The following is a 22,272-nucleotide window of genomic DNA, read 5'->3' as shown; positions in this document are numbered from 1 at the left end:
AGTCATAATAAGGAACTTGTTGATCATCATGATCAATTAACTTATTGTGAGTTAAGGTTTATTTGATGATGGTAAACTGAGCGACTCTTCAAAAATAACCTTTTCTACAGGCCTTTAAAACCAAGGGGTTTCATGCGTTTGCCCTGACGATAGCCCCTATGGCCTACATAATTCTCTGTGTACGCTTCACCTATCTTGTTCACTCGAAAAAAAACGAGCTCCGCCACAGGCGCAACACTCGATACGGGCGGTTAGCTAAACCCTTACCCGACAGGGACTTGCACCCTGCAAGAGGCATCAAGCTTCGCTTGACGCACTAACGCCTAGCACAGCAGCACCTAGCCATTGCACCAGCGAATATTTGACTCTAAACAGCGCCCACCCAACTTAACTGTGTCTGCTGCTGCGCCTTGTTAAAAAAAGCTTTTACTGTAACCACTTACCTTACAGCAACCGTTGGGTTGAAGACAGTCATGAGCGACCAACAAGTGCTGCACTCCACGATGTAACCACGATAAAACCATCAACATCATCCGACCTGTTTGTGGTTGATGAACTTGCCTCTCACTGAAGTAACGAACAGCTAATTGCCACTTGATGTTGCTAAGTTGGCTCTTATGTTGAATGGCGATATTAGCCCTGCGATAAATTCAAACGGCTTACACCAAAGAAAGCAGAAACAAGCAACAAAACAGATGCTAAAACTGACTCGAATATCTCAGCGATTACAGAACCCAACCTATTAAATTTGCTTTGTTTCATTGCAGCTTTTTAACGCCCAATTAAGGGGTGAGCAACGCTACCACCCAAACCTAAAGTATTGTGCCATAAACACTAAAATTGAGGTAAAACCAAAAATGCCAAGCGTTGGGAATCCCTCTTAAATTGTTTGTTAAGTTGTTTTTTCTGGCCATACTTCCAACGAAATAGAAAAAATTGTCATTTCCACGTCAGCAGCCCTCATCCCTACAGCCCTACCTTTTTCACGATAAAAGTCAATAAGTTCCGATGCTTCACTAGCATAGATTTTGTTATATTTGTTTTTTAGTTTTTCCCGTGAGCCACTTTCATTATTTATTACGCTAGCAACACGCCAATCAACAACACCGAATTTTTCAGGGTACATGATTCGTAGAAATGAAGACGCGACTTTTTGGCTAGCATGGTCGTTGTTTTGATTAAGTCGAACATTCCCCATACCTTTGACTTCATTTAAAATTTTGAGAAGAGCATAAGTATCATTGGGGTCACGGTTAAATTGTTCTGAAACTCGGTCAAGAACATCCCATGCCTTTGAAGGTGTGATTTCATCAAAGTATCTGGTGTAGTAACTACCTCGGCAACCTTTCTCCATACCGTATTTCCAGTCTTCAACATCTCTGAAAAATTCAACACATCTAATGCGCAATGATTCGCTACCAAACAGTGAACTAGCTCTTTCTTTGTTTAACGCTTGAACTATACTCGCGCCTTTAGCTTCAAGTGTTTTTGTATCTTTATATGATTGACTATGCTTTAAGCTATCAAACTTACCTTTAATTCTATTTGAAGAAAGATCGATAGACATAAATTCTCCCTTGCAACTTAACAGTTATTATACTGAACCATTCTTTGGGAAAGGTTCTGTATAATCTCCCTCACCCTCCCCCTGTGGACAATTTAACTTCCTGATATCTCGTGGTTTACTCGTTTGCTTTATCCACAAGGCAGAAAAGAACAGAACATGTCTTTATAATCTATCCACAGTAAAAATATCTATAACTGTATACATATACAGTTATAGATATTTTCACACGCTACCGCCCTTCCGCAAACGAACAATAGACATAAAACTATAACTGTTGCATATAGTTATACCAAATAAGTGTCGTCATTCCCATGACGAATATAGCATTCACGCTCACAATTAATGTAAATAAGCTATTGTTTATATTCGTTTTTGTAAAAAGTAGCTCACATAGCCAGGAGGTAAATCACTCAGTTCACCAAATATGTCATACCCAAGCTTTTGGTAAAATGGTAACGCTTGAAAAGACGTAGTTTCTAAACGAAATCTAGGTATGCCTTTCTCTACCGCATAATCTTCCAATGTTTTGAGTAGCTGCGTTCCATATCCCTTAGCCTGATAATTTGGAGCCACCCACAAACCATGGACATGTAACCATCCCCATTTTATTTCACCTAAAACTCCCCCAACTATCTGTTGGTTATCATTTTTAATAAACGAGGCAATTGTCTCTTTCTCTAAATGGCCCGTATGCATTTCATTAAAGCCGTTAAGGCCTTGTTTCAATATTTCAAAGTCATCATTAGATGGTATGGTCGGATAAGTAATTATCATTAGGCCTCTTTAAAACAAAAAAACCAGCGCCGAAGCACTGGTTTATATTCATAGGTAATAAAATTACATATTAAGCAATTTTAGTTAACCAATTATGAGTATCGGGTGCTCGACCCCACTGAATATCGTTCAGTGCATTACGCAATTTTGTTGCCATTGGGCCAATGTCGCCATTACCAACTTTGTAATCTTTACCGTTGTAGATGAAAGTACCAACGGAAGTAAGTACAGCTGCAGTGCCAGAAAGCATGGCTTCAACACCTGGTTTTGCTGCACGTTCTAGTAGTTCTTCAGTCGATACTTCACGTTCAGAGACAGTCATACCAAGATCTTTAGCAAGAGTAAGAATACTTGAACGAGTTACGCCGTGTAAGAAGCTTGAATCCAGCGCTTTAGTGATGATTTCGTTACCATCAACCAATAGGAAGTTAGCGGCGCCAGTTTCTGTAATGTAACCATTTGGACAGAACAGGATTTGATCCGCTTGATATTTTTCTTTTGCTTCAATTGTTGGGCGCAACGCACTCGCGTAGTTACCACCACTTTTGATCATACCCATGTGAGATGCACAGCGCTGACCTTCTTCGTCAAGCAATAAACGAAGTGCGTGTGCACCACCAGCGAAATAATCACCAACAGGAGACAGTAATACATACTGCATTGAGCTATTGGATGCAGATGCTGCTTTACCAATTTGTGCTTCAGTACCAATGTGAGTTGGACGAATGTACATAGAACCAGGGCCTTCAGGTACATCTGCCGCAAATTCAGCAACGATGTCTTTGATCATCTGTTCTAGTTGAACTTTATTGATCTCTGGTAGAGCAAGAAGTCTGCTACTTTGAGCAAAACGTTCAATATTTTGGTCCATTCGAAATACGTGGACGCTACCGTCTTCGTGGCGGAATGCTTTCAGGCCTTCAAAACAAGTGCTTGAATAGTGTAAGACGTGAGCACCTGGATGCAGAGAAATACTGTCAGAAGGTACGATCTGCGAATCAGACCATTTATTATCCTCGAATGTTGCTAATGCCATCTTAGGCATAAACACGCTACCAAAAGCCGCCATTATAATTTCCTACTAAATAATGTGATAAAAAGATGTTGTGCGATTAAGTGTGGGCAGGCGTTAGATTGGATGTCCATGACTTAATGCAGAAATACTAAAACAGATCGCTACGCTAAGAAAGAGCCTTCAAACGATTTATTCGATATTGTTAATAAGTGTTAAAAATAAAGAAAAAACAGTACAAAAAACCAATAAGTTAAATAATATAAGAATTTCGTATTTTTAAAAACCCGTAGTATTGGGGAATCAGTGGTGCATTCTTCTTCAAAAACGTAAAATTACAGTATTTACCTGGTTACGATACAGCCAACTGAATAAAACGTGACACTGTTGATTCGCTATATTAAGTTGGTTATCTAGGAGTATTAGGCTCTAACTCATTCTTTTTATTTATCATTTAGGCAAGGATAGTTTATGAAACTTATAGGTATGATGGATTCACCTTTTGTCAGACGAGTCGCCGTTTCCCTCGCCATGTATGAGATTGAATTCGAAAGTCTACCACTTTCAGTATTTGGTGATTTTGCGCGCTTTTCCGAATATAACCCAGTGGTTAAAGCACCAACACTCGTTTTTGATGATGGAACTCGTTTGTTAGATTCCACACTGATTCTCAATTATTTTGAATCTTTGGCTGACGATTCCCATGCCTTAATGCCATCTGATCCAGCTAAGCTTGCGAGCGATCTGAGTATTCTGGGACTCATTCTTGCGGCTAGCGAAAAAGCTGTACAAAACGTTTACGAACATAAGTTACGCCCAGATGAAAAACAACATCAGCCTTGGATTGAGAGAGTGACCAAGCAGTTAAATGCAGCGTGTCATGAATGGGAAATTGCATTGAGCAATCGTCCCCTGTCCGAAAAAGCGGATCAAGTGTCAATCACGAGCACCGTTATTTGGAGTTTTATTCAATTAATGATTCCTGATGTGATTAAAGCCAGTGATTACCCAACCATTAATGCCATCGCGAATCATTTTGAAGCCACCCCAGAGTTCAAACGCTTTCCACTCAAATAACCACTTTCGGACTGAATAAACTGCCTAAGATCACTTGGGCAATTTATCGGTAACAAACGAGCGATTGCGCGTGGCTAACCACATCACTAGCCCCACTACGCCAACCACCAGTTGAATCGTACCCAAGTTAGTAATCAGCGAATGAGGGTAAATCGACACCAACACCATCCCTAGAGAACCAGAGATCATGCCAAAAAATTGAATTAAAGCGACGGCAGAGCCCGTATCTTGATCTTGCTGATCCAGCATTAAGTTCATACCCGGTACGCGCACCACAATGACAGATAAAGTTGCTGATGCTGCCCCCAATGCGAAAATAAATGGCGATAAGCCACCAACCAACAAAGTGAATATTCCAGTCGCAGAGAGAAGAATAAAACTCCCGGTAATTAGGTTCTTAACCTTAATGCGGCGTGATAATTTAATATAAATAGTTGGTCCGAACGAAGCGCACAATGCGTTAAAAGCGAATATGTAGCTAAATTGCTGCTCGGATAGACCAAACCCTGTAATGTAGATATACGAACCGGCAGCTAAAAATGCCATCATCGCCATTGGCGTAATCGAGAAAATCACTAACAAAATAAAGAATCGGTAATTTTTAATCACCACGCCTAAACGTCCCCAAGAATAAAAAATCGATCCCTGATAACGGCTGCGTAACGTTTCGCGATACAACAACGTTAATACACCGGCAAATGCACCAAACAGTGTTAGAGCCACAAAAACAATGCGCCATGAAGCAAATTTTAAAATCAGCGCCCCAAGCACTGGCGCAACCATTGGGGCGATCGTAACCAGAGACATAATCGTCGCCATTACTTTTTCACGCTCACGCCCATCGTATAAATCTTTAACAATCGCGGTGGAAACCACGGTAATCGCACTACCAAAGAAGGCTTGTAACACCCGCGCGCCGATCAACTGTTCAATATTCCCCGCCATGGAGCAACACATGCTCGCAACCATATAACCTGCAATGCCCACGAGCAATATAGGCTTACGGCCAAACTTTTCGCTCAGCGGGCCCCAAATTAATAGCCCAACCGCGTAGGTAACGAAATAGCAGCTTAATGTGAAGTTAACCATGGCTTGCGTGGTATTAAATACATGAATCATTTCAGGTAATGCAGGAAGATAAAGATCCATCGAAAGCGGAGGAAACGCGCTGATGATGACCAGAAAGAACAGCATGCCTTTCTTTCCAAGCACCGTTTGGAATTGTGAATGAGATTGAGTCATAAACGTTAAAACTTATACTAGACGTGAAAGAGAAATCGTTTCCATACTACTCCTATCTAAGAAAAATAGATTGATACAAATAGACTTTTGCCTCGAACCTTATGCTTTATAGTGAGCACAACGATAGCACTACTACTCTATATCTCGTCGTTCTCGCATAAAGCGTGCAAAACGCGGTTTACCCGTACTGGTCTCACCGTTATACCGATAAGTGATGGTTGCTCCTACAGCCGGTGGCGACTCTCGCTCAGCATCGGTCAAACCGCTGCCAATATAAAATAAGTGCCCGGCTTCATTGCGCACACGCAATGCGCCTACTTTGCCACGTAACCGCCCGTTACCTTTCTTATAACCAATCACTACCGCTTCTGCATCTTGATAACTTTTCAGCTTCAACAAACTCTCACTGCGCCCAATTTGATAGGAATCTCGAATCCGGCGTAACATCACTCCTTCCGCTCCATTGTGTTCAACACTATGATGATATGCACGCAGTGCCTGCTCATCTTGAAACGTGCGATAGCCAACAACTTGAACAAACGGTTTATTTAAAGAATGCACCCAGTGATTGAGCACGGCATAACGCATTGTGTAATCTCCCGCGTGTGCTGGTAAATCAAACACCATCCAGCGAATGTTTTTCCATGCCTGATCATCGGGATGTTCATCTAATACGGTTTTTTGCACTTGATTGAATTGGCCACGGCCCGCCCAAAGTTCACCTTCCACGCGATGATCAGGCGGCATCGAGTCCGTAAACCACTTGGGGGCATGAATCACCTTGCCAGAACGAGTCACTAACTCAGATCCTGTCCATAAAGCGCGAATCCCATCGTATTTTTCACTGACCCAATAATCTCGTAGCGCCAGCCCAGATTGATACTCTTTGGCTAACGTCAATTTAGGGACATCTAGAGTAAGCGCATGAGCACTAATAAGGACTGGAGAGAGTATGATAACGCTTGTTGCAAATATAGTGACGTTGTAACTCATAATGTATTCCCTGATCTGTTGATACAAATACAGGAATGTTACAAAGCATACGGTCGCACACTAAATGATAAGAGGCCGTCTCCCGGCATACCTCAGAAAAGTCAGCGTAACATCGAGTCGCTTGCACTCAACTTGAGAGAACACTCGAACAATTGATTATTCAGTAGCAACAATTTGGCTGAGCCAATTTCGGCCAGCCACAACTCCCATTCGATAACCTTCGTCCAAAATTGGCTTTTTCATGGTGAGGCGTTTTACCGCAAAATGGCTCGGAGGAGCGATCACATGAACAGTGGCATCTTTTGGTGGGTGATGGATAAACTCCAACGATGCATTGTAATTTTCAGCGCGATGCATCAACGAATCAGCAAGTTTGGGGTGACGTGATAATAAACGTCGCAACAACCAACCATTTTTGGTCTTACCCATCGTGTAATCGGCAGGGTGCGACAAAATTACGGTTATGTCACGCGCGCCACGCCGATACGCTTCACGTACAGGAATAGAATCGGCGACACCACCATCGGTATAGCAATCTCCAGCGAAACAAGGAGTATGGCGATACACGATAGGCAGCGCCTGAGTCGCTTCTAATACATCAGCCAAATTGTCTGAGTTAATTCGGTAATAATCAGCATGACCCGTATTAACATTGGTTGCCGCAGCCAAAAATTCAGTGTGATCAAACAGCGTCTGCGTATCTACCGGGTATTGTTGATTCGATGCATCGATTAGCCAACGAACATCGACTAAATCGCCACCATGAATAAAGCGGCGTAAATTAAAAAATTCTGCGCTCGTCGCTAGGCGTGTAATCACTTCAAAACTGCGTTTAGGTTGATGAGCTAAGTACCCGACCAAATTTGAAGCCCCCGCAGAAACACCGATTGCCAGATCAAATGGCTGGTAGTCTTGCTCCATGAAAGCATCCAATACACCACTGGCGAAAATACCACGCATGGCACCGCCTTCAACAACTAACGCTGTTTTAGTGATTTGCCCCATAGCTCCTCTCCCTATAACGTTACGTAACACTCATTAAATGACTGATAATAATCACCAAGATAACGGCTAATATGACAAACAACAAATTGAAAAAACTGATTACTGCAATTGAATACAACGATGTAAAACAATCTATCGATGATAGAAAAACAGCAGATACTAGGTATCTGCTGCTTAAAGGAGGTTATGCGACGTGATGATACGGTTCTAACGATTTATTTCTCGCTTTACCCGGGCAATTACAACAAACATGCCCACCATCACGACGATAATCTTGGCAGCAACTCGCTCGCACCATCCTCAGTGTGCCCGTGCCTTCTTTGCGTTTATAAACATCAAGGTGTTTAAGCGGTAGATCAAGCGCTTCCAGCCAATAAGTCGCTTCTTGAATCACGTCATCATCGCTGAAGTTATCGATGGTCGCACGCAAACGAGCAACGTTCGTCAAAATAGCATCAACAATTAAGTGACGCGTAAAACCAGGACGAATTCGGGTCCAGTCACTCATCGCTTCACGGTACCCCTCAAACAGCACATTAAGTTCATGTGCACAATGGCGGATTAAGCCTTGATGATCGCTTGTTTTCCACTGGCCATTTTTAAAACTGTAACCTGTGACAAAGGTATCATCGCGGTATTGCGCTATTTGGCTGATTGGTGGCACTGCATTGAGTTCATAATCATAAACCGCAATGAAACTTAAAAAGATAGGCTGCCAACACAAGATTTCCCACGTTCTGGTTAACCAATAACTGCTGCCGGCCTCAGGATGATTTCTCTCAAGAGCCTGATAGAGTTCTTTGATCCATGCGCTTATTTCTGGCTGTTTTTGAGGACTGCTTAGTAAGACATTATTGTCAGGACTGCAGATTTTACCATCAAGATATGGAGTTACTGATCGCGCTTTTTCGAACAGTAGTTCAAAGCGAGGATCGATGATAGAAAATAGTTGGAAGGCCATAATAAACGTCTTAGGTAACAGGGAAAGGTAAATAAGGGTAGCCAGAAGCTACCCTATTCCATTAACGCGTTTTTCAGTTAGGATGCGCGACTTTTTTGCACTTGCTTCAATTGAGTCAGATATTTTATCCAACTTTTCGCTTCTGCCGACGGTTCGATGCGATTCGCTGTTTTTGCCTGACTGAGTGCATGATCCAAGCGGTTTAACTTATACAATGCACGGGTACGAGCAAGAGCAACATCAGCTTTGCGTTTTGGATCTTTCACACGATCAAGCTCTGCTAACGCTTCACTATAATCGCCTTGCTGAGAAAGTAGCTGGGCAACATTCCAGTGGTACTTACCATCTAATTGAGCAGCCAGTTTCCACGTTTTAATCGCATCATTCCACTCTTTAGCACGCTGCCAATAAATGGCTTGCTCAGTCACTAACTGTACGTCGGAATTCAAGCCTTTAATGCGTTGCATCACTTGTGCCGCTCTTTCAGGCACACCTGCTTGAGCATAGAGCTGAGCCAGTAAATGCAAATCTTGTTTACCGAGATCCAACCCTTGTAAACGTGCCAATGCCAACGTATCGAGCGCATCTTTACGTTTATTCACGCGCATCTCTAGGCTCACTAACTGCATCCACCAGTTTTTCTGGTTGGGCTCGATAGTAATCAAACGTTTGAGTGTCGGAATTGCCGCATTCCACTGCTCCAATTGCAGTTGCGCCCCTACTTTTACTGATAACGGGCCGACTTTATCTGGTAAGTGATAAGATTCATAACGCTGCATGGCGGTAAGCACTTGTTTCCACTGACCGAGTTGGTAATGCACTTGGCTAATACGCAACCAAATTTTGTCACCTTTCTCGGTTTTTGGCAGTGTTTTCGCTAACACATAATAGTGCGGTAACGCAGTCTTATACTGTTTATCCATCAAAAGCAGATCGGCAAGCATACGCCGCGTACTCCATGCCGAATCGTCTTTTAACTCGTTACTCTCGACCGCTTTCGTTAGCTCTTGAATCGCCGGTTTGATTTTCTCACTTTGCCAGTAGAACACGCCGAGCATACGTTCAAAATACGCCAAATCATAGCCACGTGTCGGCATATGATCTTTCAATAACGTAATCGCTTGGTCATACTTACCATCTTTCGCCAACTCATTCGCTTTCATCGCTTTAGAGGAGGCATATTGGCTCAGTTCAGCGGCACTGGCTACTGAAGTCACCCCTAAGAGCATTAGACAAGTCATAAATTGTTTAATCATTTGGCTAATTTAAACTCCAATTTAACGGTTTGCCCTGGCTGAGTGACAGCTTTACCGTCAGCCACCTTAGGCTGGTATTTCCAGCTTCTTAGTGCTCGTCTTGCTTCCCGTTCAAACATATGGCGCGGATTCGCTTTTACCACTTCAATATCAGTCGGATGACCGCTTTCGTCGATAGTAAATTTCATAATCACGAAACCTTCAATACCACGTTTCAGTGCGCGCACGGGATATTGTGGTTGCACGCGATACAGTGGCATTGCTTGTTGGTTGGTACCCAAATCACCAAACGATGGCGCTTTAATGGCAATACCTTTAATGCCGGTATCCAAACCCAACGAAGGCACTTTCGCCGCCTGAACGTTTTGCGTGACTTGCTGCGTTGTCGCTTGATGATGTTGAGTCAGCGTTTTTTCTGGCTGCTGCGGCGTTTCTGGCTTTGGTGGCACCGCACGATGACGACGCTGCACATCGTGATCTTGCTCCATCATTACCATATCAAACCGCACTGGCTCGGTTTTTTTCGGCGCTCGATGAGAACCGTTGTCGATCATCCAAGCCATAAATGCAAACAGCATAAAAGAGACGGCCAACGCGATTGGAGTGGCTATCAATAATCGGCGCATCAGCGTTTCTCCGCTGCCAATGCAATATTTTTGATACCTGCCCCTTTGGCTGCATCCATCACTTTAACAACCGTGCCGTTATATGCATGTTCATCAGCCTGAATGACTAATGACGCTTTTGGCTGCTCAGTACGCAAGTGTTCGAGTCTTGCTTGAACGCGCTCAACATCTACATTCTGTTTATCAATATAAATGTCGTTTGCAGCAGTAATAGCAACAAAGATTCCTGCGTTCTTCTGGCTCGTGACATGCGAGGCAGTAGGACGATTTACTTCCACACCCGATTCTTTTACAAATGAGCTAGTTACAATAAAGAAGATCAACATGATGAACACAATATCCAACATTGAAGTAAGGTCAATCTGCGCCTCTTCTTGTTTTGACTGACGTCGACCGAGTCTCATCGTTGACTCCTTAAAGCTTTTTCTAATTTTATTTCAGAGAGTTGGCATTTTTTTGCTAAACGTGAATGTGCAAACATCCCCGCTAATGCGGCAACCATTCCCGCCATGGTGGGCAAGGTTGCGAGCGAAATACCAGATGCCATTAATTTAGGATCACTACTGCCCATCGTCGCCATCACATCGAACACAGAGATCATTCCGGTTACGGTGCCAAGTAAACCAAGCATGGGACAAATAGATACGAGTACTTTGATAAAGTTAAGGTTTTTCATTAACTCATCGTGTGCTTGGCTTAACCAGCCTTGCTTAATTGCTTGCGCGTACCAAGAGCTATGATCTCGGCGAGCTTGCCATTGTTCAATCCAATGTTGGCTCTGTTTAGGAAAACTGAGCACGATGTACAACACGCGCTCAATCACTAACAGCCAACTAATCGCCACAACAGCAGCCAGCCACCAAAGCACCGCCCCACCCTGATTCATAAAATCAGAGATCGGTAACATGGCGTTCTTTAGTGCAAAAAACCAGTCTGCATGAATCATGTTAAATCCTTACGCTGTGGCAACTTGCTTAGCGTTACTTTCTTTTTCAGCTTGTTCAGCCACCAAGCCAATACCTTGTTTTTCTAGGATATTGCGGATGCTTTCAGCTTGAGAACTCAATACGTTGTGGCTTAGTAATAATGGCATTGCCGCCACCAAACCAAGCACCGTGGTGACAAGCGCCATCGAAATACCGCCCGCCATCACTTTAGGGTCGCCGTTACCAAATTGCGTGATCACTTGGAAGGTTTCAATCATACCGGTAACCGTACCGAGTAGACCTAGCATTGGTGCAAGCGCGGCCAACAATTTAAGCATGGATAAACCACGTTCCAAATGAGTTTGCTCATCCACAACCGCTTCAAGTAAACGCAGCTCTAACGCTTCAACAGTAAGGTTTTTCTCTTTGCTGTAAACAGCCAGAACACGACCAAGTGGGTTGTCCGTTTTATTACTAGGATCTTTCAATTGCTGTTTGATTTGTTTACGTGCAATCGCCAACACGACACCGCGGTACCCAGCGATAATCAAGCCAATCACCAATAATGCAATGATGATGTTACCTACCGCACCACCCGCTTCTAAGCGATCAGTCAGTGTTGGCTCTAATGCTAACTGTTGTGTCAATGTGCCGTGCGATGGGTCTAGTACGACATCATCAACGTCACCCTGTAACACGCTATTTAATGACGATAATGTTGGTCCATCTGCTGGTTGACGATCATAAGCAATCGCATCTTTACGTTTGTTATTCCAGTTGACGTAACCTTGCTCAGTCACCAAGCCAAAGGTACCGAGGCGTACCGCTTTTTCTTGAACAGTTTTACCATCACCATTGATGTAGTTAATGCTCACTGGTGCAATATGGCCGCTAGCCTTAACCTGCTCTTCCATTGCATGCCATAAACCCACCAACTGTTTCATGGATGGTAATGATTTGGCGGCGACAATATCATCGACAACAGGTGCAAATTTTTGCGCATCTGCACCAGTCACTGAGTCATCGAGATGACTTTTCAGCTCTTTCGCATTTTGGCGCACAACGCCAAATATTTCGCCAAGCGAGCCAGTTTCTAAACGCAGTTTTTCTTCAAGACGTGCTAGCTGATCTTCGTTTTTACTGAAGGTCGCTGAAAGTTGGTCTGCTTCTTTTTGCAACGCATCACGGCGTGCAGTCAACTCCGCTTTTTGCTTGCGCAATAAACGTTCTTGAGCTTTAAAATCGTTTTCACGGGAACGGTCGTGCGCTGCCTGCTGTTGATTTTCACTGCGCGCTTTAGTAGTTAAATCACCCGCGGCATAACTTGGTAATGCTGTGCCTGAAAGGGCGAAAGTCACGGCAGCCGCTGTTGCGAGTTTTTTCAATGAGATCATGTTATTTGGCCTCCGCTTTAGTCAGTGATACCGGGAGCGTTAAGAATGATGGTGCAATTTCTTGGTTGGCCAATTTAAATGCTCTATCAATGCTCTCTTTTTCACCACTATCTAATTCTTGCCACTGGTTTTGCTTCGCATTCCAACTCCAGTAACGAGTTTGGCTTAAGTTACGAGCTACAAGTGACACGAGGCCTAAATACAGGACATCCGCTTCGACTTGTTGATCTTGTGAAAGAGCAATACGTCCTTGGTAGGTACCAAGTTTGGTGCCGTAGTCCATCTCGATTTGATACGCTTCAAGAATACGACGGAATTTTTCAGCATCAGATACATCTGCACGAGGCATCAATGCTTTGAGTTTTGCAAGACGTTGTTGACGAGTTTCAAGACGAACCGGTTTATCTTGTTTAATTAGAGCGTCTAAACCATCTAACATATCGTACATGAGTGGCACTATGCCCTGACGAGTGGTTTTGATCTCAGCAATTTGGTCATTCAAGCTGTTCATCTCGTCATGTTGACTGCTTACCAAGCCTTTTAAGTGGTCACGATACACTTCAAGATTTTTTGTTTCTTCTTTTAAGTGTTCGACTTCAGCGCGTAATTCAATAGAAGCTTGCGCACTTTTATCCACTTTCTTTTGGCTAACCGCAGAAGACACATTGGTGTTGTGTTCGATTGATTTGGCGTCCTCAAGGGAATTCGCAAAGACAGGCATCGCCGCTGCCAAAGAAATCAGGACTAAGCTAGGTTTCATCATTTTCATCATTTGTTATCAATTACCGCGTGAGGAATTCGGACATGTTATTGATAAACACTCTCATTATCAACATTGTTTCGAATTTTATCGTCTTTTAGTAGTAACCACAATAAATTCACGTACTTTACAGCACGACTGTTGGCAAACGCAGCAATGACGTTAATAATGGGTAAAAAAGGAGTTGATATTATGCAGTTATTAAAACGTATGGCCGCCCTATTATTAGTGACAGTAATACTTGGGGGATGCACTGGGAAACCAGATAATATTGAGCCCGTGACGAACTTTGACCTAAACAAATACCTCGGTACATGGTATGAAATAGCACGCTTAGACCATAGTTTTGAACGCGGCTTGAGTAACATTCAAGCCACTTACCGTTTAAAAAGTGATGGTACCGTGAGTGTGGTTAACCGTGGTTGGAACACTGAGGAAAAACAGTGGGCGCAAGCAGTAGGGAAAGCCAAGTTTGTCACCACCAGTGACATTGCCCATCTTAAGGTCTCTTTCTTTGGTCCTTTCTATGGCAGTTACGTGGTCTTCTATCTTGCCGATGATTACTCGCTAGCCCTTGTGACCAGTTACAATAAAGACTATTTCTGGATGTTGTCTCGTACCAAAACCATTAGTAAAGACAAGCTCGATCATGCGCTTGAGATTGCTCAAAAAGCGGGATTCGACACGAGCAAATTTATCTATCCCAAACAGACCGATAACCCATTACTTTAATACGCTAAATTATTGAGTAACAAAATATAACAAAAACAAGTTTAGACGCAAAAATGTCGGGGAAGGTGTTCAACCTTCCCTATTTTTATCCCAGCTTGATTTACAGACTTAATCCCGTTTCCTTTGCTACCTGAGCCATGCTACTGCGCATTTCGTCGGCAATTTGCCCCATAATTTGGCGCTCTTCATCGCTAAACGGGTGAATGAGTATTTTCTCTACGCCGTTTTTACCAATAACAACGGGTAAACTCATTACCACATTATCCAATCCGTATTCTCCACGCAGCAAAGTGCCAACCGGTAATACAGAGTGTTCGTTAATCACAATTGCCTGGATTATACGAAATACCGAAGCGGCAATACCGTGCGTGGTATTATTTTTGCGTTTAAAAATCTCAAATCCAGCCTGACGAACCGACTCGAGTAACTCATCGGCATCAATACGGGGAATACCATTCGCATCACAGTAATAATCGGCAGGCTGACCGGCAATACTGATCAAGCTTTTCGGCGTAAAACAGTGGCTGCCATGCTCACCTAAGACATAACCAAATACGTTTTTCGGATCGAGGTTAATACGCTGCGCCACGATTGTCATTAATCTAGCCGTATCGACAACACACCCCGCTGATATCACTTTACTGGGCGTGTATCCTGTATTCGCAACGATACTATGTGTGACAATGTCACAAGGATTAGTTACCACAATAATAATGGCGTTAGGCGCGACACGCTCGACTTTCTTGGCAATAGCTACCCCAATATTGCTGTTAATTTCAGCCAAATCCATACGGCTCTGGCCTTGTTTGATCTGAGCTCCGGCAGTAATGACTACAATATTTGCGTCTAGTAGATCCATATAGTCATCACTTGGCGTAATACGGGTATTTTTTGTGAACGTTAGCGCCGCGGTGTGGCGAAAATCAAACACTTCCCCTTCTGCACGAGCCAAATCCTGATCTAATAATACTAATTCACTCACACTGCCTAACGTTAATAAGTAATTACAAATACCTACGCCAACTGCGCCCGCACCAATAATACCTATTTTCATTGTCACTCATCCTTATACAATCCATTGGATTCATCATACTCTTTTCAGCAAAATCTATACCAATAAAATACCGCATAATTTCATTATAATAGTGGATGATATAAACATTTAGCCTCAAAGTTGGTCATATACACTATATAACTGCACCAATATCGTGCAGTTCTCCATTTATAAATCTCAACTATCGTCATTTAATAAATTGATGTATAAGCGACTATATTTCTTAAGATTTATGCGTAAACTACGCTATTAATACGGACAATTTCATAGGTTAAGGAGTGTGTATGGCACTGACAATCGTCGGCCATCGCGGCGTTGCGGCCCACTATCCAGAAAATACTCGTGTGAGTATTCAGGCTGCGATTGATTTAGGGTTAAATTGGGTTGAGGTCGATGTGCAGCCGACAAAAGATAACATCTTGGTTGTCTGTCACGATCACACCATTAATCGCTGTAGTGACGGTCGGGGAAGAATTGATCGCCATACCTTTGCAGAGCTAACACAGCATGATTTTGGATACTGGTTTGCTCCTCAGTTTACAGGTGAGCCTTTATTAACACTCAGCGAGTTGTTACAGATGGCCAATCAACACCATCTTAATTTAAATATAGAAGTAAAGGTTGACCGGCACCATGATGTCAATCTCGTGGTTAAGTTACTCAAAGCCCAATTGGCTAGCGCCAACTTAACTCACTGTAAATTGCTACTTTCAAGTTTCAGTCACGCCATTATGCGTGAGTTGCACCAGCAATTATCTAATTATCCTCTTGGCGTTTTAACCAGTCGTATCACCCGTCACGATATCGCACTTCTCGATGAAATCGACGCTTTCAGTTGTCACACCAATTACCAAAGACTGCGTCAGCAACACGTAGATAAGCTCAAACAGACCGGCAGGCAGATCTGGTGTTATACCGTTAATGATGGTTCGGACTTTCCCCTTCTCGATCAAGTTGATGCGATCTTCAGTGATGACCCAGCACAATTTTTATAATGATCGATTCACCAATAAAACAAAAGCGCCAGAGTAACACTCTGACGCTTATCATAATCAGCAAAGCTTATATTCTCGACAGCTCATATTCTCAACATAAAATCACCGCTATCGAGTTAGCAAGCCTCAACTTATTTTAAGTTTTCTGGGAAGTTTGCTGGTAATTCACTTGCTGGGCAGTTGATCACTTCTTCGTTATCACGGCCTGCATCACGTACGAATGTGATTTTCGCAAATTCATCAATCACTTCAGTTGGGTATGTAGGACCTTCTGCACGGTAAGCTTCCATTTGTTCAATGTGTTCGTTTTGGAAACATACGGTTTTCTTAGGATCGTTGATTACCCAACGTGGGAAGAAAATAGTACCGTGAAATACTTTATCAGCTAAGTTAGCAATCAAGCTTACATCAGTACCAGTAGGTTCAGTCCAAGACACTTTGTATACGTCTTGTGCAACGCGAACCAAGTAAACACGTTGATCTTTCACCCAACGGTTACCAACGATACCACTGTGAATACGGTAATCAGCTGTGGTTTCATTTTTGAAATAGAATTCATAGTTCCAACCGTTGTCATAAGTGTAGACAAGGTGTTTACCAACGATACCGCTTAAATCATTAATGTCGAACATATCAAATCCCTCATTATTTCGTTTCATTTTTGTGTTGCTGATCACTATACATCAAATTATTAGATATAAAATTCGTAATGTTTGAATAATAACTTTAAAAAATTTTATATGTTAAAAACCACTCTCGAACAATGGCAGGTATTGCGCTCTGTCGTAGAGCAAGGCAGTATTGCAAAAGCTGCTGAGCAGACATTCAAAAGCCAACCGGCCATTAGCTACCAGCTATCACAACTGCAACAGCGGTTGGGGATTGAAATTTTAAATTTGAAAGGACGTAAACTCGTTCTTACTGAGCAAGGACGAATCCTGTTAGAGCAGGCCGTATTTATTCTGGATCAGTGGCGGGATTTAGAGGCACGCGCAGAAGCACTCACACAAGGTGAGCGTGCCGTCATCAGCTTAGTTGTTGATAGTCTATTCCCTAAAAGCGATCTGTTTAATGGTTTAAAACGCTTTAATCTGGCGTTTCCTAATACTCATGTGCATGTGAAAGAAACCGTTCGTGATGAAGGTATGATGCTACTTAATCAGGGTAATGACGATTTATACATCATTAGTGCTCCCGAGAATCTATCCGTGACCAAGTCAGCGGTGATGACGGTTGAAGTGATACCTGTCGCACATAAAGAACACCCTATTTTTCAAGTACCTTCTCACTTAAGAGAAGCGAAATTAAAATGTGTCCCTATGATTCAGGTTGTCGATAAATATCATCAGCAGCCTAATGATGAAGATAATCGTTATCAAGACTCATGGTTTTTCACGTCCCTTTCTTCAGCGGTCGACGCCATCATTAATCAACTTGGGTATGGTTGGATTCCCATCAGTGAAATTCATCAATATTTGGACAATGGCACCCTATGCCCTATTTTCGATGATCAACAAATGTTAAGAAACTCAACTCTATACCTAATAAAAAATCAGGACGCCCGCCATGACAGCGTGATACACGCTTTGGAGGACGCCCTACTTGAAAATATATTACCCAAAGAGGAGCACCATACTCCCCTTGATTAAGCTTTAAATGACATACCCAAGTTAGCCAGCATATCGGCTTTTTTCTGCACATCATTAGCCAAATCATACACGGTCGTAGCATCGTGTAAGGTTTGCGATGATGCATCTTTGATAGTCGTTAAGTTTTCATTAATTTCTTTCGCAACAACACTTTGCTCTTCTGCGGCGGTAGAAATCTGGTTAGCCGCATCATCAATAACTTGTACCGCATCACGCAGTTCACTGACACTTGATTTAGTATTTTCAGTATCTTCAACACATCGAGTGGCGGCCGCCTCCCCAGTTTGCATCGTTTCTTTTAATGTCGCTAATGTAGTGACGACATCTTTCATTGAAGATTGAATGCCCTCTGTCGCTTTATGCGTACGTTGACTCAACGCTCGAACTTCATCAGCGACCACCGCAAATCCGCGCCCTTGCTCACCAGCTCGCGCTGCTTCAATGGCCGCATTCAACGCCAGCAAGTTAGTTTGTTCTGCTACGCCCTGAATCTCATTCATAACCGAACCGATTTGTTCGATTTTTTCTGCTAACAGCTCAGTCGCCGCTGAGGAATTATTCACTTCACTCGCCACGGAGGAGACTCGCGTTGCTGTTGAATCGATATTTTTCATCACTGTTCGGCACAATGTTGAAGCATTACGCACCTGATCAGATGTTTGTGCACTATTACGCGCCACTTCATGGATAGTCGCTACCATTTGTTCAACCGCCGTTGAAATTTTTTCTAACTCTTCGGTTTGAATTTGAATGGCCTTTTGACTGTTCTTCGACAAAGATTCCATCTGTTTTACTTTAGACAACAGTTCACGTCCACTATCTAAAGTGCGACCGATAATGGTTTTGACCTTACCTTTTTGCATGCGAATATGAAATTCCGCATTATTGGTTGGCAAATCACAATAGAGATAACGTGAGATGCTATCGTAGTTTTTTTGTAATTCAGCGTTATAGCCAGCATGCTTAATAATTTCGCCATAAAATAAAGCAATAAATAGAAATGGAAGAATTACTGAAATATAAGGATTAAAGAGTACCGTCAGGGCAATAACTACAATGCTTAGGATCGCCGACAATGTTAACCGACCGCTGACTCCCATCGCTAAAGGGGACGTAATCCGTTTACCCGCGATCAGCTTCTTGTAAGCGGTTTCTGCCCGTTGACGAATCGCTGGAGTTAAGTTGCGACGAACAGACTGGTAGCCGACCAATTTCCCGTGCTCATAGATGGGAGTAACAAAAGCATCGACCCAGTAATACCGACCATCTTTACAACGGTTTTTAACCGCGCCGCGCCAATTTTGCTCGGTTTTCAAATGGTCCCACATATCCTTAAAGGCTTCTTTAGGCATGTCGGGATGCCGTACTACATTATGATTTTTGTTCACTAATTCTTCTAGTGTATATCCAGCCACCTGACAAAATTCTTCGTTTGCGTATGTAATGACGCCACGAGTGTCGGTTGTAGAAACTAACTCTGAATCTTTAGCAAATGTGACTTCTTCATTTATCACATGTTGGTTTCTGTTACTCATATATTCTTACACCCTTATTAGACGCTACAGATAAGTGTAATCAAGGGTTTGTAATTTGCATGATGAATAAATGAGAAAATGTACCCCTTACGAGCTACACCTTTAGAGGTGTGCAGTACATCAAATTTTTATATGAAGCGCTATTTATCGTTACAATAACAGTGTCGAGATTGATAGATTATGGCCACTTAAATACAAAAACGCGCAAGTGGTAACACCTGCACGCTTTTTCATAACATCGGTCATGATACCGTGTCATTCAAGATACTATTTCTACGCAAATATAGTCGCGTAAGCCTAGGCTCTGATGTGTGCCTCTTGGAATCGTTTGGGTATCGTCGTTATTATTTGCTGCTCTTCCAACGACGCCATGACCAAATAGCAAGTGCGCAAAACAATAATGCAGCAAAGAAGGTCATCTCGTAATGTTTAATATTATGTAAGAAAATTTCTACTGTATTACCAAAGACATACCCTAAAGAGCCGACTGCAATTGCCCACACTAACGCACCAATAATATTGAGAACAATAAATCGTTTTGGTGGAACATTACTCGCGCCGATTAAAAATGGCGTCACCGTTCGAATGCCGTAAAGAAAGCGGAACCCCAAGATAAGCCACACTTGGTGTTTATGGAGTAGAGTCAATACACGCTCTGATTTCGCCTGCCATTTTGGTCGTTTTTCGATAAAGCTACGACCTTTGATACGACCAATAAAATAATACAATTGATCACCAAATAGCGTCCCCAAGAAGGCACTGACAATCACCCAAAATAAATCCAAAAACCCTTTGTGGGCAAATACGCCGCCAATCACCAAAATGGTTTCGCCTTCAAAGAAGGTGCCAATGGCAAGGGCGATATATCCGTAATCTGATACTAACTGCTGCAGAGACATGACGACACTCAAATAACTGGCTATCGATAGCCTTAAAACACTGTGGTCGGTATTCTGCCACTTTATTGAGTCGAAATCATGAGTTTTGTGTTTACCTTATGAATAATCGGGCTATTTTTCACGCTTCATACTAAACAAGACGCGCATCTGGTTGATTTTCAGGCAATGCTTTTATAAAAGCAGGTTCGGATCGTAACGCTTGTTGTATACGCTGGATAATTGGATAAGGTGTAAGGTCAACATCAAAACGTTCCGCGTTATACACTTGCGGAACTAAACACGCGTCCAACATTGTGACAGCGTCACCAAAGCTGTACTTACCTGCGGTCTCCTTTAAACGGGATTCTAACGCGGCAAATCCCACTTGAATCCAGTGATGATACCACGCACCTTTCTCATCTTGGCTCACCCGTAAGTTTGAATCTAAGTAGCGCAAGACGCGCAAATTATTGAGTGGATGGATATCACAAGTGATGTCTTGCGCCATCGATAATAAACGATATTTTTCACCGACATCGTTGGGAAGCAAAGGAACTTGGCGATAAGTTTCATCCAAATATTGCATAATGGATAAACTCTGATTGAGTACGAGTGGACCATCAATGAGCACAGGAACCAGTTCGGTTGGGTTGATTTGTTTGAAATTCAATAAACTTTTGGCAGTTGCGCCACCTAAAATGTTAATCGGCATCTGTACATAATCTAGCCCTTTGAGATTGAGCACAATTCGCACACGATAAGATGCTGATGAACGCCAGTAACTGTATAAAGTTAACTCACTCATGGAATGGCTCCTACCACGTGAACAGTTTGTTCAATCGCCCCAAAAATAGATTCACCTTGTGCATTGAACATTTCAATTTTTATATCATCACCATGGCGCATAAATTGCGTTGTCGCCTCACCATATTTGAGTATTTCGATCATTCTTCGTTCCGCAATACAAGAATAACCAACGCCACCTTTTTCTACTTCAGTGGGCATGTCTAGATGTTGCTTATTAGAGACCGTACCGGAACCAATAATAGTACCTGCCACTAAACTGCGTGTTTTAGCAGCATGAGCAATCAGTTGAGGGAAATTGAACGTCATATCAGCACCAGTATTGGGTCGACCAAATAAGTGGCCGTTGTAAGTACTCAATAAAGGCAAAACGACCTTAGTGCCATCCCATGCAGGACCAAGTTCATCCAAGGTAACGGCAACCGGACTGAAAGATGAAGAGGGTTTAGCTTGATAAAAACCAAAACCTTTCGCTAATTCACCAGGTATAAGGTTTCGTAAAGACACATCGTTAACTAACATCACCAGTTTGATCGAATGCGCTGCTTCTTTTGCACTGCACCCTACTGACACATCCCCGGTAATAACAGCCACTTCAGCTTCAAAATCTAATCCCCACTGTTCTGTTCTTACTTCAATTGCAGCATGTGGTGCTAGGAAAGTGTCACTTCCCCCTTGATACATTAGAGGATCGGTCCAGAAGCTAGGTGGCATTTGAGCTCCGCGCGCCTTACGCACCAATTCAACATGATTAACATAAGCAGATCCATCTGCCCAATGATAAGCACGCGGTAAGGGAGAATGGCATAACGCTTGATTAAATGGCTTAGCATCAGCACGTTTCCCTGAACATAATCCCAGATACACCTCTTTTAAATCTGGTTCGACTTGCAACCAGTGATCAAGAGCATATTGCATGGTGTTGGCAATCCCAGGTACCGCAACGCACTGAGATAAATCACGGCTTACCACCACAAGTTGACCATCGCGTTGATGGGACTGCAACGTTGCCAATTTCATAAGTTCTCCTAC

The 22,272-nt window shown here is 42.8% G+C and carries 23 protein-coding genes; 4 read left to right on the top strand and 19 right to left on the bottom strand.

The genetic code is table 11. The features are described from left to right. Positions 1-892 precede the first annotated feature (892 nt). The 3 genes from F9817_RS12015 to F9817_RS12005 all read right to left on the bottom strand — a co-directional run bounded on the left by F9817_RS12015 (position 893) and on the right by F9817_RS12005 (position 3,410). Positions 893-1,567: a hypothetical protein gene (locus F9817_RS12015; protein ID WP_161155813.1), complete on the bottom strand. Its 675-nt coding sequence runs from the start codon at positions 1,565-1,567 to the stop codon at positions 893-895. Positions 1,568-1,927: 360 nt separating this feature from the next. Then, positions 1,928-2,341: a GNAT family N-acetyltransferase gene (locus F9817_RS12010; protein WP_161155811.1), complete on the bottom strand. Its 414-nt coding sequence runs from the start codon at positions 2,339-2,341 to the stop codon at positions 1,928-1,930. 70 nt (positions 2,342-2,411) lie between these two features. Beyond that, complete coding sequence (locus tag F9817_RS12005) at positions 2,412-3,410, bottom strand: branched-chain amino acid aminotransferase (protein WP_161155809.1); 999 nt, start codon at positions 3,408-3,410, stop codon at positions 2,412-2,414. 414 nt (positions 3,411-3,824) lie between these two features. Between F9817_RS12005 and F9817_RS12000 the strand changes: the two genes are divergently transcribed. Further along, on the top strand, positions 3,825-4,430 hold the full coding sequence (locus F9817_RS12000) for a glutathione S-transferase N-terminal domain-containing protein (RefSeq protein WP_161155808.1): 606 nt from the start codon (positions 3,825-3,827) through the stop codon (positions 4,428-4,430). Between the two features lie 30 nt (positions 4,431-4,460). On the opposite strand, the gene F9817_RS11995 is transcribed toward F9817_RS12000, so the two are convergent. The 10 genes from F9817_RS11995 to F9817_RS11950 form a co-directional block, all read right to left on the bottom strand. Continuing rightward, positions 4,461-5,672, bottom strand: a complete 1,212-nt coding sequence (locus F9817_RS11995; protein WP_486679364.1) for a multidrug effflux MFS transporter — start codon at positions 5,670-5,672, stop codon at positions 4,461-4,463. Positions 5,673-5,804: 132 nt separating this feature from the next. Continuing rightward, the gene (locus F9817_RS11990; protein WP_161155807.1) at positions 5,805-6,665 is read right to left on the bottom strand and encodes a DNA ligase; all 861 of its coding nucleotides are present in this window, start codon (positions 6,663-6,665) and stop codon (positions 5,805-5,807) included. A 156-nt stretch (positions 6,666-6,821) separates the two neighbouring features. Then, positions 6,822-7,661 (bottom strand): patatin-like phospholipase family protein, encoded by an 840-nt coding sequence (locus F9817_RS11985; protein ID WP_161155819.1) that lies wholly within the window; start codon positions 7,659-7,661, stop codon positions 6,822-6,824. A gap of 193 nt (positions 7,662-7,854) precedes the next feature. Next, positions 7,855-8,631: a siderophore ferric iron reductase gene (locus F9817_RS11980; RefSeq protein WP_161155806.1), complete on the bottom strand. Its 777-nt coding sequence runs from the start codon at positions 8,629-8,631 to the stop codon at positions 7,855-7,857. Positions 8,632-8,708: 77 nt separating this feature from the next. Further along, positions 8,709-9,887, bottom strand: a complete 1,179-nt coding sequence (locus F9817_RS11975; protein WP_161155805.1) for a tetratricopeptide repeat protein — start codon at positions 9,885-9,887, stop codon at positions 8,709-8,711. Next, positions 9,884-10,513 (bottom strand): energy transducer TonB, encoded by a 630-nt coding sequence (locus F9817_RS11970; RefSeq protein ID WP_161155804.1) that lies wholly within the window; start codon positions 10,511-10,513, stop codon positions 9,884-9,886. Before F9817_RS11970 ends, F9817_RS11975 begins: the two co-directional genes overlap by 4 nt. Next, positions 10,513-10,917 carry an ExbD/TolR family protein gene (locus F9817_RS11965; protein WP_161155803.1) on the bottom strand — a complete coding sequence of 135 codons (405 nt, stop codon included), beginning with the start codon at positions 10,915-10,917 and terminating at the stop codon, positions 10,513-10,515. Before F9817_RS11965 ends, F9817_RS11970 begins: the two co-directional genes overlap by 1 nt. Beyond that, positions 10,914-11,459, bottom strand: a complete 546-nt coding sequence (locus F9817_RS11960) for a MotA/TolQ/ExbB proton channel family protein (protein WP_161155802.1) — start codon at positions 11,457-11,459, stop codon at positions 10,914-10,916. Before F9817_RS11960 ends, F9817_RS11965 begins: the two co-directional genes overlap by 4 nt. Before the next feature lie 9 nt (positions 11,460-11,468). After that, complete coding sequence (locus tag F9817_RS11955) at positions 11,469-12,830, bottom strand: MotA/TolQ/ExbB proton channel family protein (protein ID WP_408063527.1); 1,362 nt, start codon at positions 12,828-12,830, stop codon at positions 11,469-11,471. Between the two features lie 4 nt (positions 12,831-12,834). Next, a complete protein-coding gene (locus F9817_RS11950) occupies positions 12,835-13,602 on the bottom strand; it encodes a DUF3450 domain-containing protein (protein ID WP_427916708.1) in 768 nt (255 codons plus the stop codon). A 183-nt stretch (positions 13,603-13,785) separates the two neighbouring features. On the opposite strand from F9817_RS11950, the gene F9817_RS11945 reads away from it, so the two are divergent. Continuing rightward, positions 13,786-14,325 carry a lipocalin family protein gene (locus F9817_RS11945; protein ID WP_161155799.1) on the top strand — a complete coding sequence of 180 codons (540 nt, stop codon included), beginning with the start codon at positions 13,786-13,788 and terminating at the stop codon, positions 14,323-14,325. A gap of 100 nt (positions 14,326-14,425) precedes the next feature. Here the strand turns inward: F9817_RS11945 and F9817_RS11940 are convergent, their stop codons facing one another. Then, entirely contained in the window at positions 14,426-15,379 is a 954-nt protein-coding gene (locus F9817_RS11940) for a lactate/malate family dehydrogenase (RefSeq protein WP_161155798.1), read from the bottom strand. A 284-nt stretch (positions 15,380-15,663) separates the two neighbouring features. Here F9817_RS11940 and F9817_RS11935 point away from each other — a divergent pair, with 284 nt between their 5' ends. Beyond that, the gene (locus tag F9817_RS11935; RefSeq protein ID WP_161155797.1) at positions 15,664-16,374 is read left to right on the top strand and encodes a glycerophosphodiester phosphodiesterase family protein; all 711 of its coding nucleotides are present in this window, start codon (positions 15,664-15,666) and stop codon (positions 16,372-16,374) included. 131 nt (positions 16,375-16,505) lie between these two features. Here the strand turns inward: F9817_RS11935 and F9817_RS11930 are convergent, their stop codons facing one another. After that, positions 16,506-17,006 (bottom strand): phenolic acid decarboxylase, encoded by a 501-nt coding sequence (locus F9817_RS11930; protein WP_161155796.1) that lies wholly within the window; start codon positions 17,004-17,006, stop codon positions 16,506-16,508. Positions 17,007-17,114: 108 nt separating this feature from the next. Here F9817_RS11930 and F9817_RS11925 point away from each other — a divergent pair, with 108 nt between their 5' ends. Next, entirely contained in the window at positions 17,115-18,023 is a 909-nt protein-coding gene (locus F9817_RS11925; RefSeq protein WP_161155795.1) for a LysR family transcriptional regulator, read from the top strand. Here F9817_RS11925 and F9817_RS11920 read toward each other — a convergent pair. The 4 genes from F9817_RS11920 to F9817_RS11905 all read right to left on the bottom strand — a co-directional run bounded on the left by F9817_RS11920 (position 18,020) and on the right by F9817_RS11905 (position 22,260). Then, positions 18,020-19,558 (bottom strand): methyl-accepting chemotaxis protein, encoded by a 1,539-nt coding sequence (locus F9817_RS11920; RefSeq protein WP_161155794.1) that lies wholly within the window; start codon positions 19,556-19,558, stop codon positions 18,020-18,022. The two genes, F9817_RS11925 and F9817_RS11920, sit on opposite strands and share 4 nt — an antisense overlap. Positions 19,559-19,902: 344 nt before the next feature. Next, a complete protein-coding gene (locus tag F9817_RS11915) occupies positions 19,903-20,457 on the bottom strand; it encodes a DedA family protein (protein WP_161155793.1) in 555 nt (184 codons plus the stop codon). Positions 20,458-20,587: 130 nt separating this feature from the next. Then, on the bottom strand, positions 20,588-21,241 hold the full coding sequence (maiA, locus tag F9817_RS11910; RefSeq protein ID WP_161155792.1) for a maleylacetoacetate isomerase: 654 nt from the start codon (positions 21,239-21,241) through the stop codon (positions 20,588-20,590). Further along, positions 21,238-22,260, bottom strand: a complete 1,023-nt coding sequence (locus F9817_RS11905; protein ID WP_161155791.1) for a fumarylacetoacetate hydrolase family protein — start codon at positions 22,258-22,260, stop codon at positions 21,238-21,240. The genes maiA and F9817_RS11905 overlap by 4 nt, the downstream gene beginning before the upstream one ends. Positions 22,261-22,272: the final 12 nt, after the last annotated feature.

The organism is Vibrio eleionomae (assembly GCF_009874545.1).
Classification (GTDB): Bacteria; Pseudomonadota; Gammaproteobacteria; order Enterobacterales; family Vibrionaceae; genus Vibrio; species Vibrio nitrifigilis.
Note: the sequence above shows the minus strand (reverse complement) of the source record. Positions and strands in the feature narration are given on the sequence as shown.

What these genes read in the sequence shown, in the direction of transcription:
- F9817_RS11940 (WP_161155798.1), bottom strand. Translation starts at nt 15,379, where the DNA reads ATGAAAATAGGTATTATTGGTGCGGGCGCAGTTGGCGTAGGTATTTGT.
- F9817_RS11995 (WP_486679364.1), bottom strand. Translation starts at nt 5,672, where the DNA reads ATGACTCAATCTCATTCACAATTCCAAACGGTGCTTGGAAAGAAAGGC.
- F9817_RS11920 (WP_161155794.1), bottom strand. Translation starts at nt 19,558, where the DNA reads ATGAGTAACAGAAACCAACATGTGATAAATGAAGAAGTCACATTTGCT.
- F9817_RS11915 (WP_161155793.1), bottom strand. Translation starts at nt 20,457, where the DNA reads ATGTCTCTGCAGCAGTTAGTATCAGATTACGGATATATCGCCCTTGCC.
- F9817_RS11965 (WP_161155803.1), bottom strand. Translation starts at nt 10,917, where the DNA reads ATGAGACTCGGTCGACGTCAGTCAAAACAAGAAGAGGCGCAGATTGAC.
- F9817_RS11945 (WP_161155799.1), top strand. Translation starts at nt 13,786, where the DNA reads ATGCAGTTATTAAAACGTATGGCCGCCCTATTATTAGTGACAGTAATA.
- F9817_RS11975 (WP_161155805.1), bottom strand. Translation starts at nt 9,887, where the DNA reads ATGATTAAACAATTTATGACTTGTCTAATGCTCTTAGGGGTGACTTCA.
- maiA (WP_161155792.1), bottom strand. Translation starts at nt 21,241, where the DNA reads ATGAGTGAGTTAACTTTATACAGTTACTGGCGTTCATCAGCATCTTAT.
- F9817_RS11980 (WP_161155806.1), bottom strand. Translation starts at nt 8,631, where the DNA reads ATGGCCTTCCAACTATTTTCTATCATCGATCCTCGCTTTGAACTACTG.
- F9817_RS11905 (WP_161155791.1), bottom strand. Translation starts at nt 22,260, where the DNA reads ATGAAATTGGCAACGTTGCAGTCCCATCAACGCGATGGTCAACTTGTG.
- F9817_RS11970 (WP_161155804.1), bottom strand. Translation starts at nt 10,513, where the DNA reads ATGCGCCGATTATTGATAGCCACTCCAATCGCGTTGGCCGTCTCTTTT.
- F9817_RS11950 (WP_427916708.1), bottom strand. Translation starts at nt 13,602, where the DNA reads ATGAAAATGATGAAACCTAGCTTAGTCCTGATTTCTTTGGCAGCGGCG.
- F9817_RS11960 (WP_161155802.1), bottom strand. Translation starts at nt 11,459, where the DNA reads ATGATTCATGCAGACTGGTTTTTTGCACTAAAGAACGCCATGTTACCG.
- F9817_RS12010 (WP_161155811.1), bottom strand. Translation starts at nt 2,341, where the DNA reads ATGATAATTACTTATCCGACCATACCATCTAATGATGACTTTGAAATA.
- F9817_RS11990 (WP_161155807.1), bottom strand. Translation starts at nt 6,665, where the DNA reads ATGAGTTACAACGTCACTATATTTGCAACAAGCGTTATCATACTCTCT.
- F9817_RS12015 (WP_161155813.1), bottom strand. Translation starts at nt 1,567, where the DNA reads ATGTCTATCGATCTTTCTTCAAATAGAATTAAAGGTAAGTTTGATAGC.
- F9817_RS12000 (WP_161155808.1), top strand. Translation starts at nt 3,825, where the DNA reads ATGAAACTTATAGGTATGATGGATTCACCTTTTGTCAGACGAGTCGCC.
- F9817_RS11925 (WP_161155795.1), top strand. Translation starts at nt 17,115, where the DNA reads ATGTTAAAAACCACTCTCGAACAATGGCAGGTATTGCGCTCTGTCGTA.
- F9817_RS11935 (WP_161155797.1), top strand. Translation starts at nt 15,664, where the DNA reads ATGGCACTGACAATCGTCGGCCATCGCGGCGTTGCGGCCCACTATCCA.
- F9817_RS11930 (WP_161155796.1), bottom strand. Translation starts at nt 17,006, where the DNA reads ATGTTCGACATTAATGATTTAAGCGGTATCGTTGGTAAACACCTTGTC.
- F9817_RS12005 (WP_161155809.1), bottom strand. Translation starts at nt 3,410, where the DNA reads ATGGCGGCTTTTGGTAGCGTGTTTATGCCTAAGATGGCATTAGCAACA.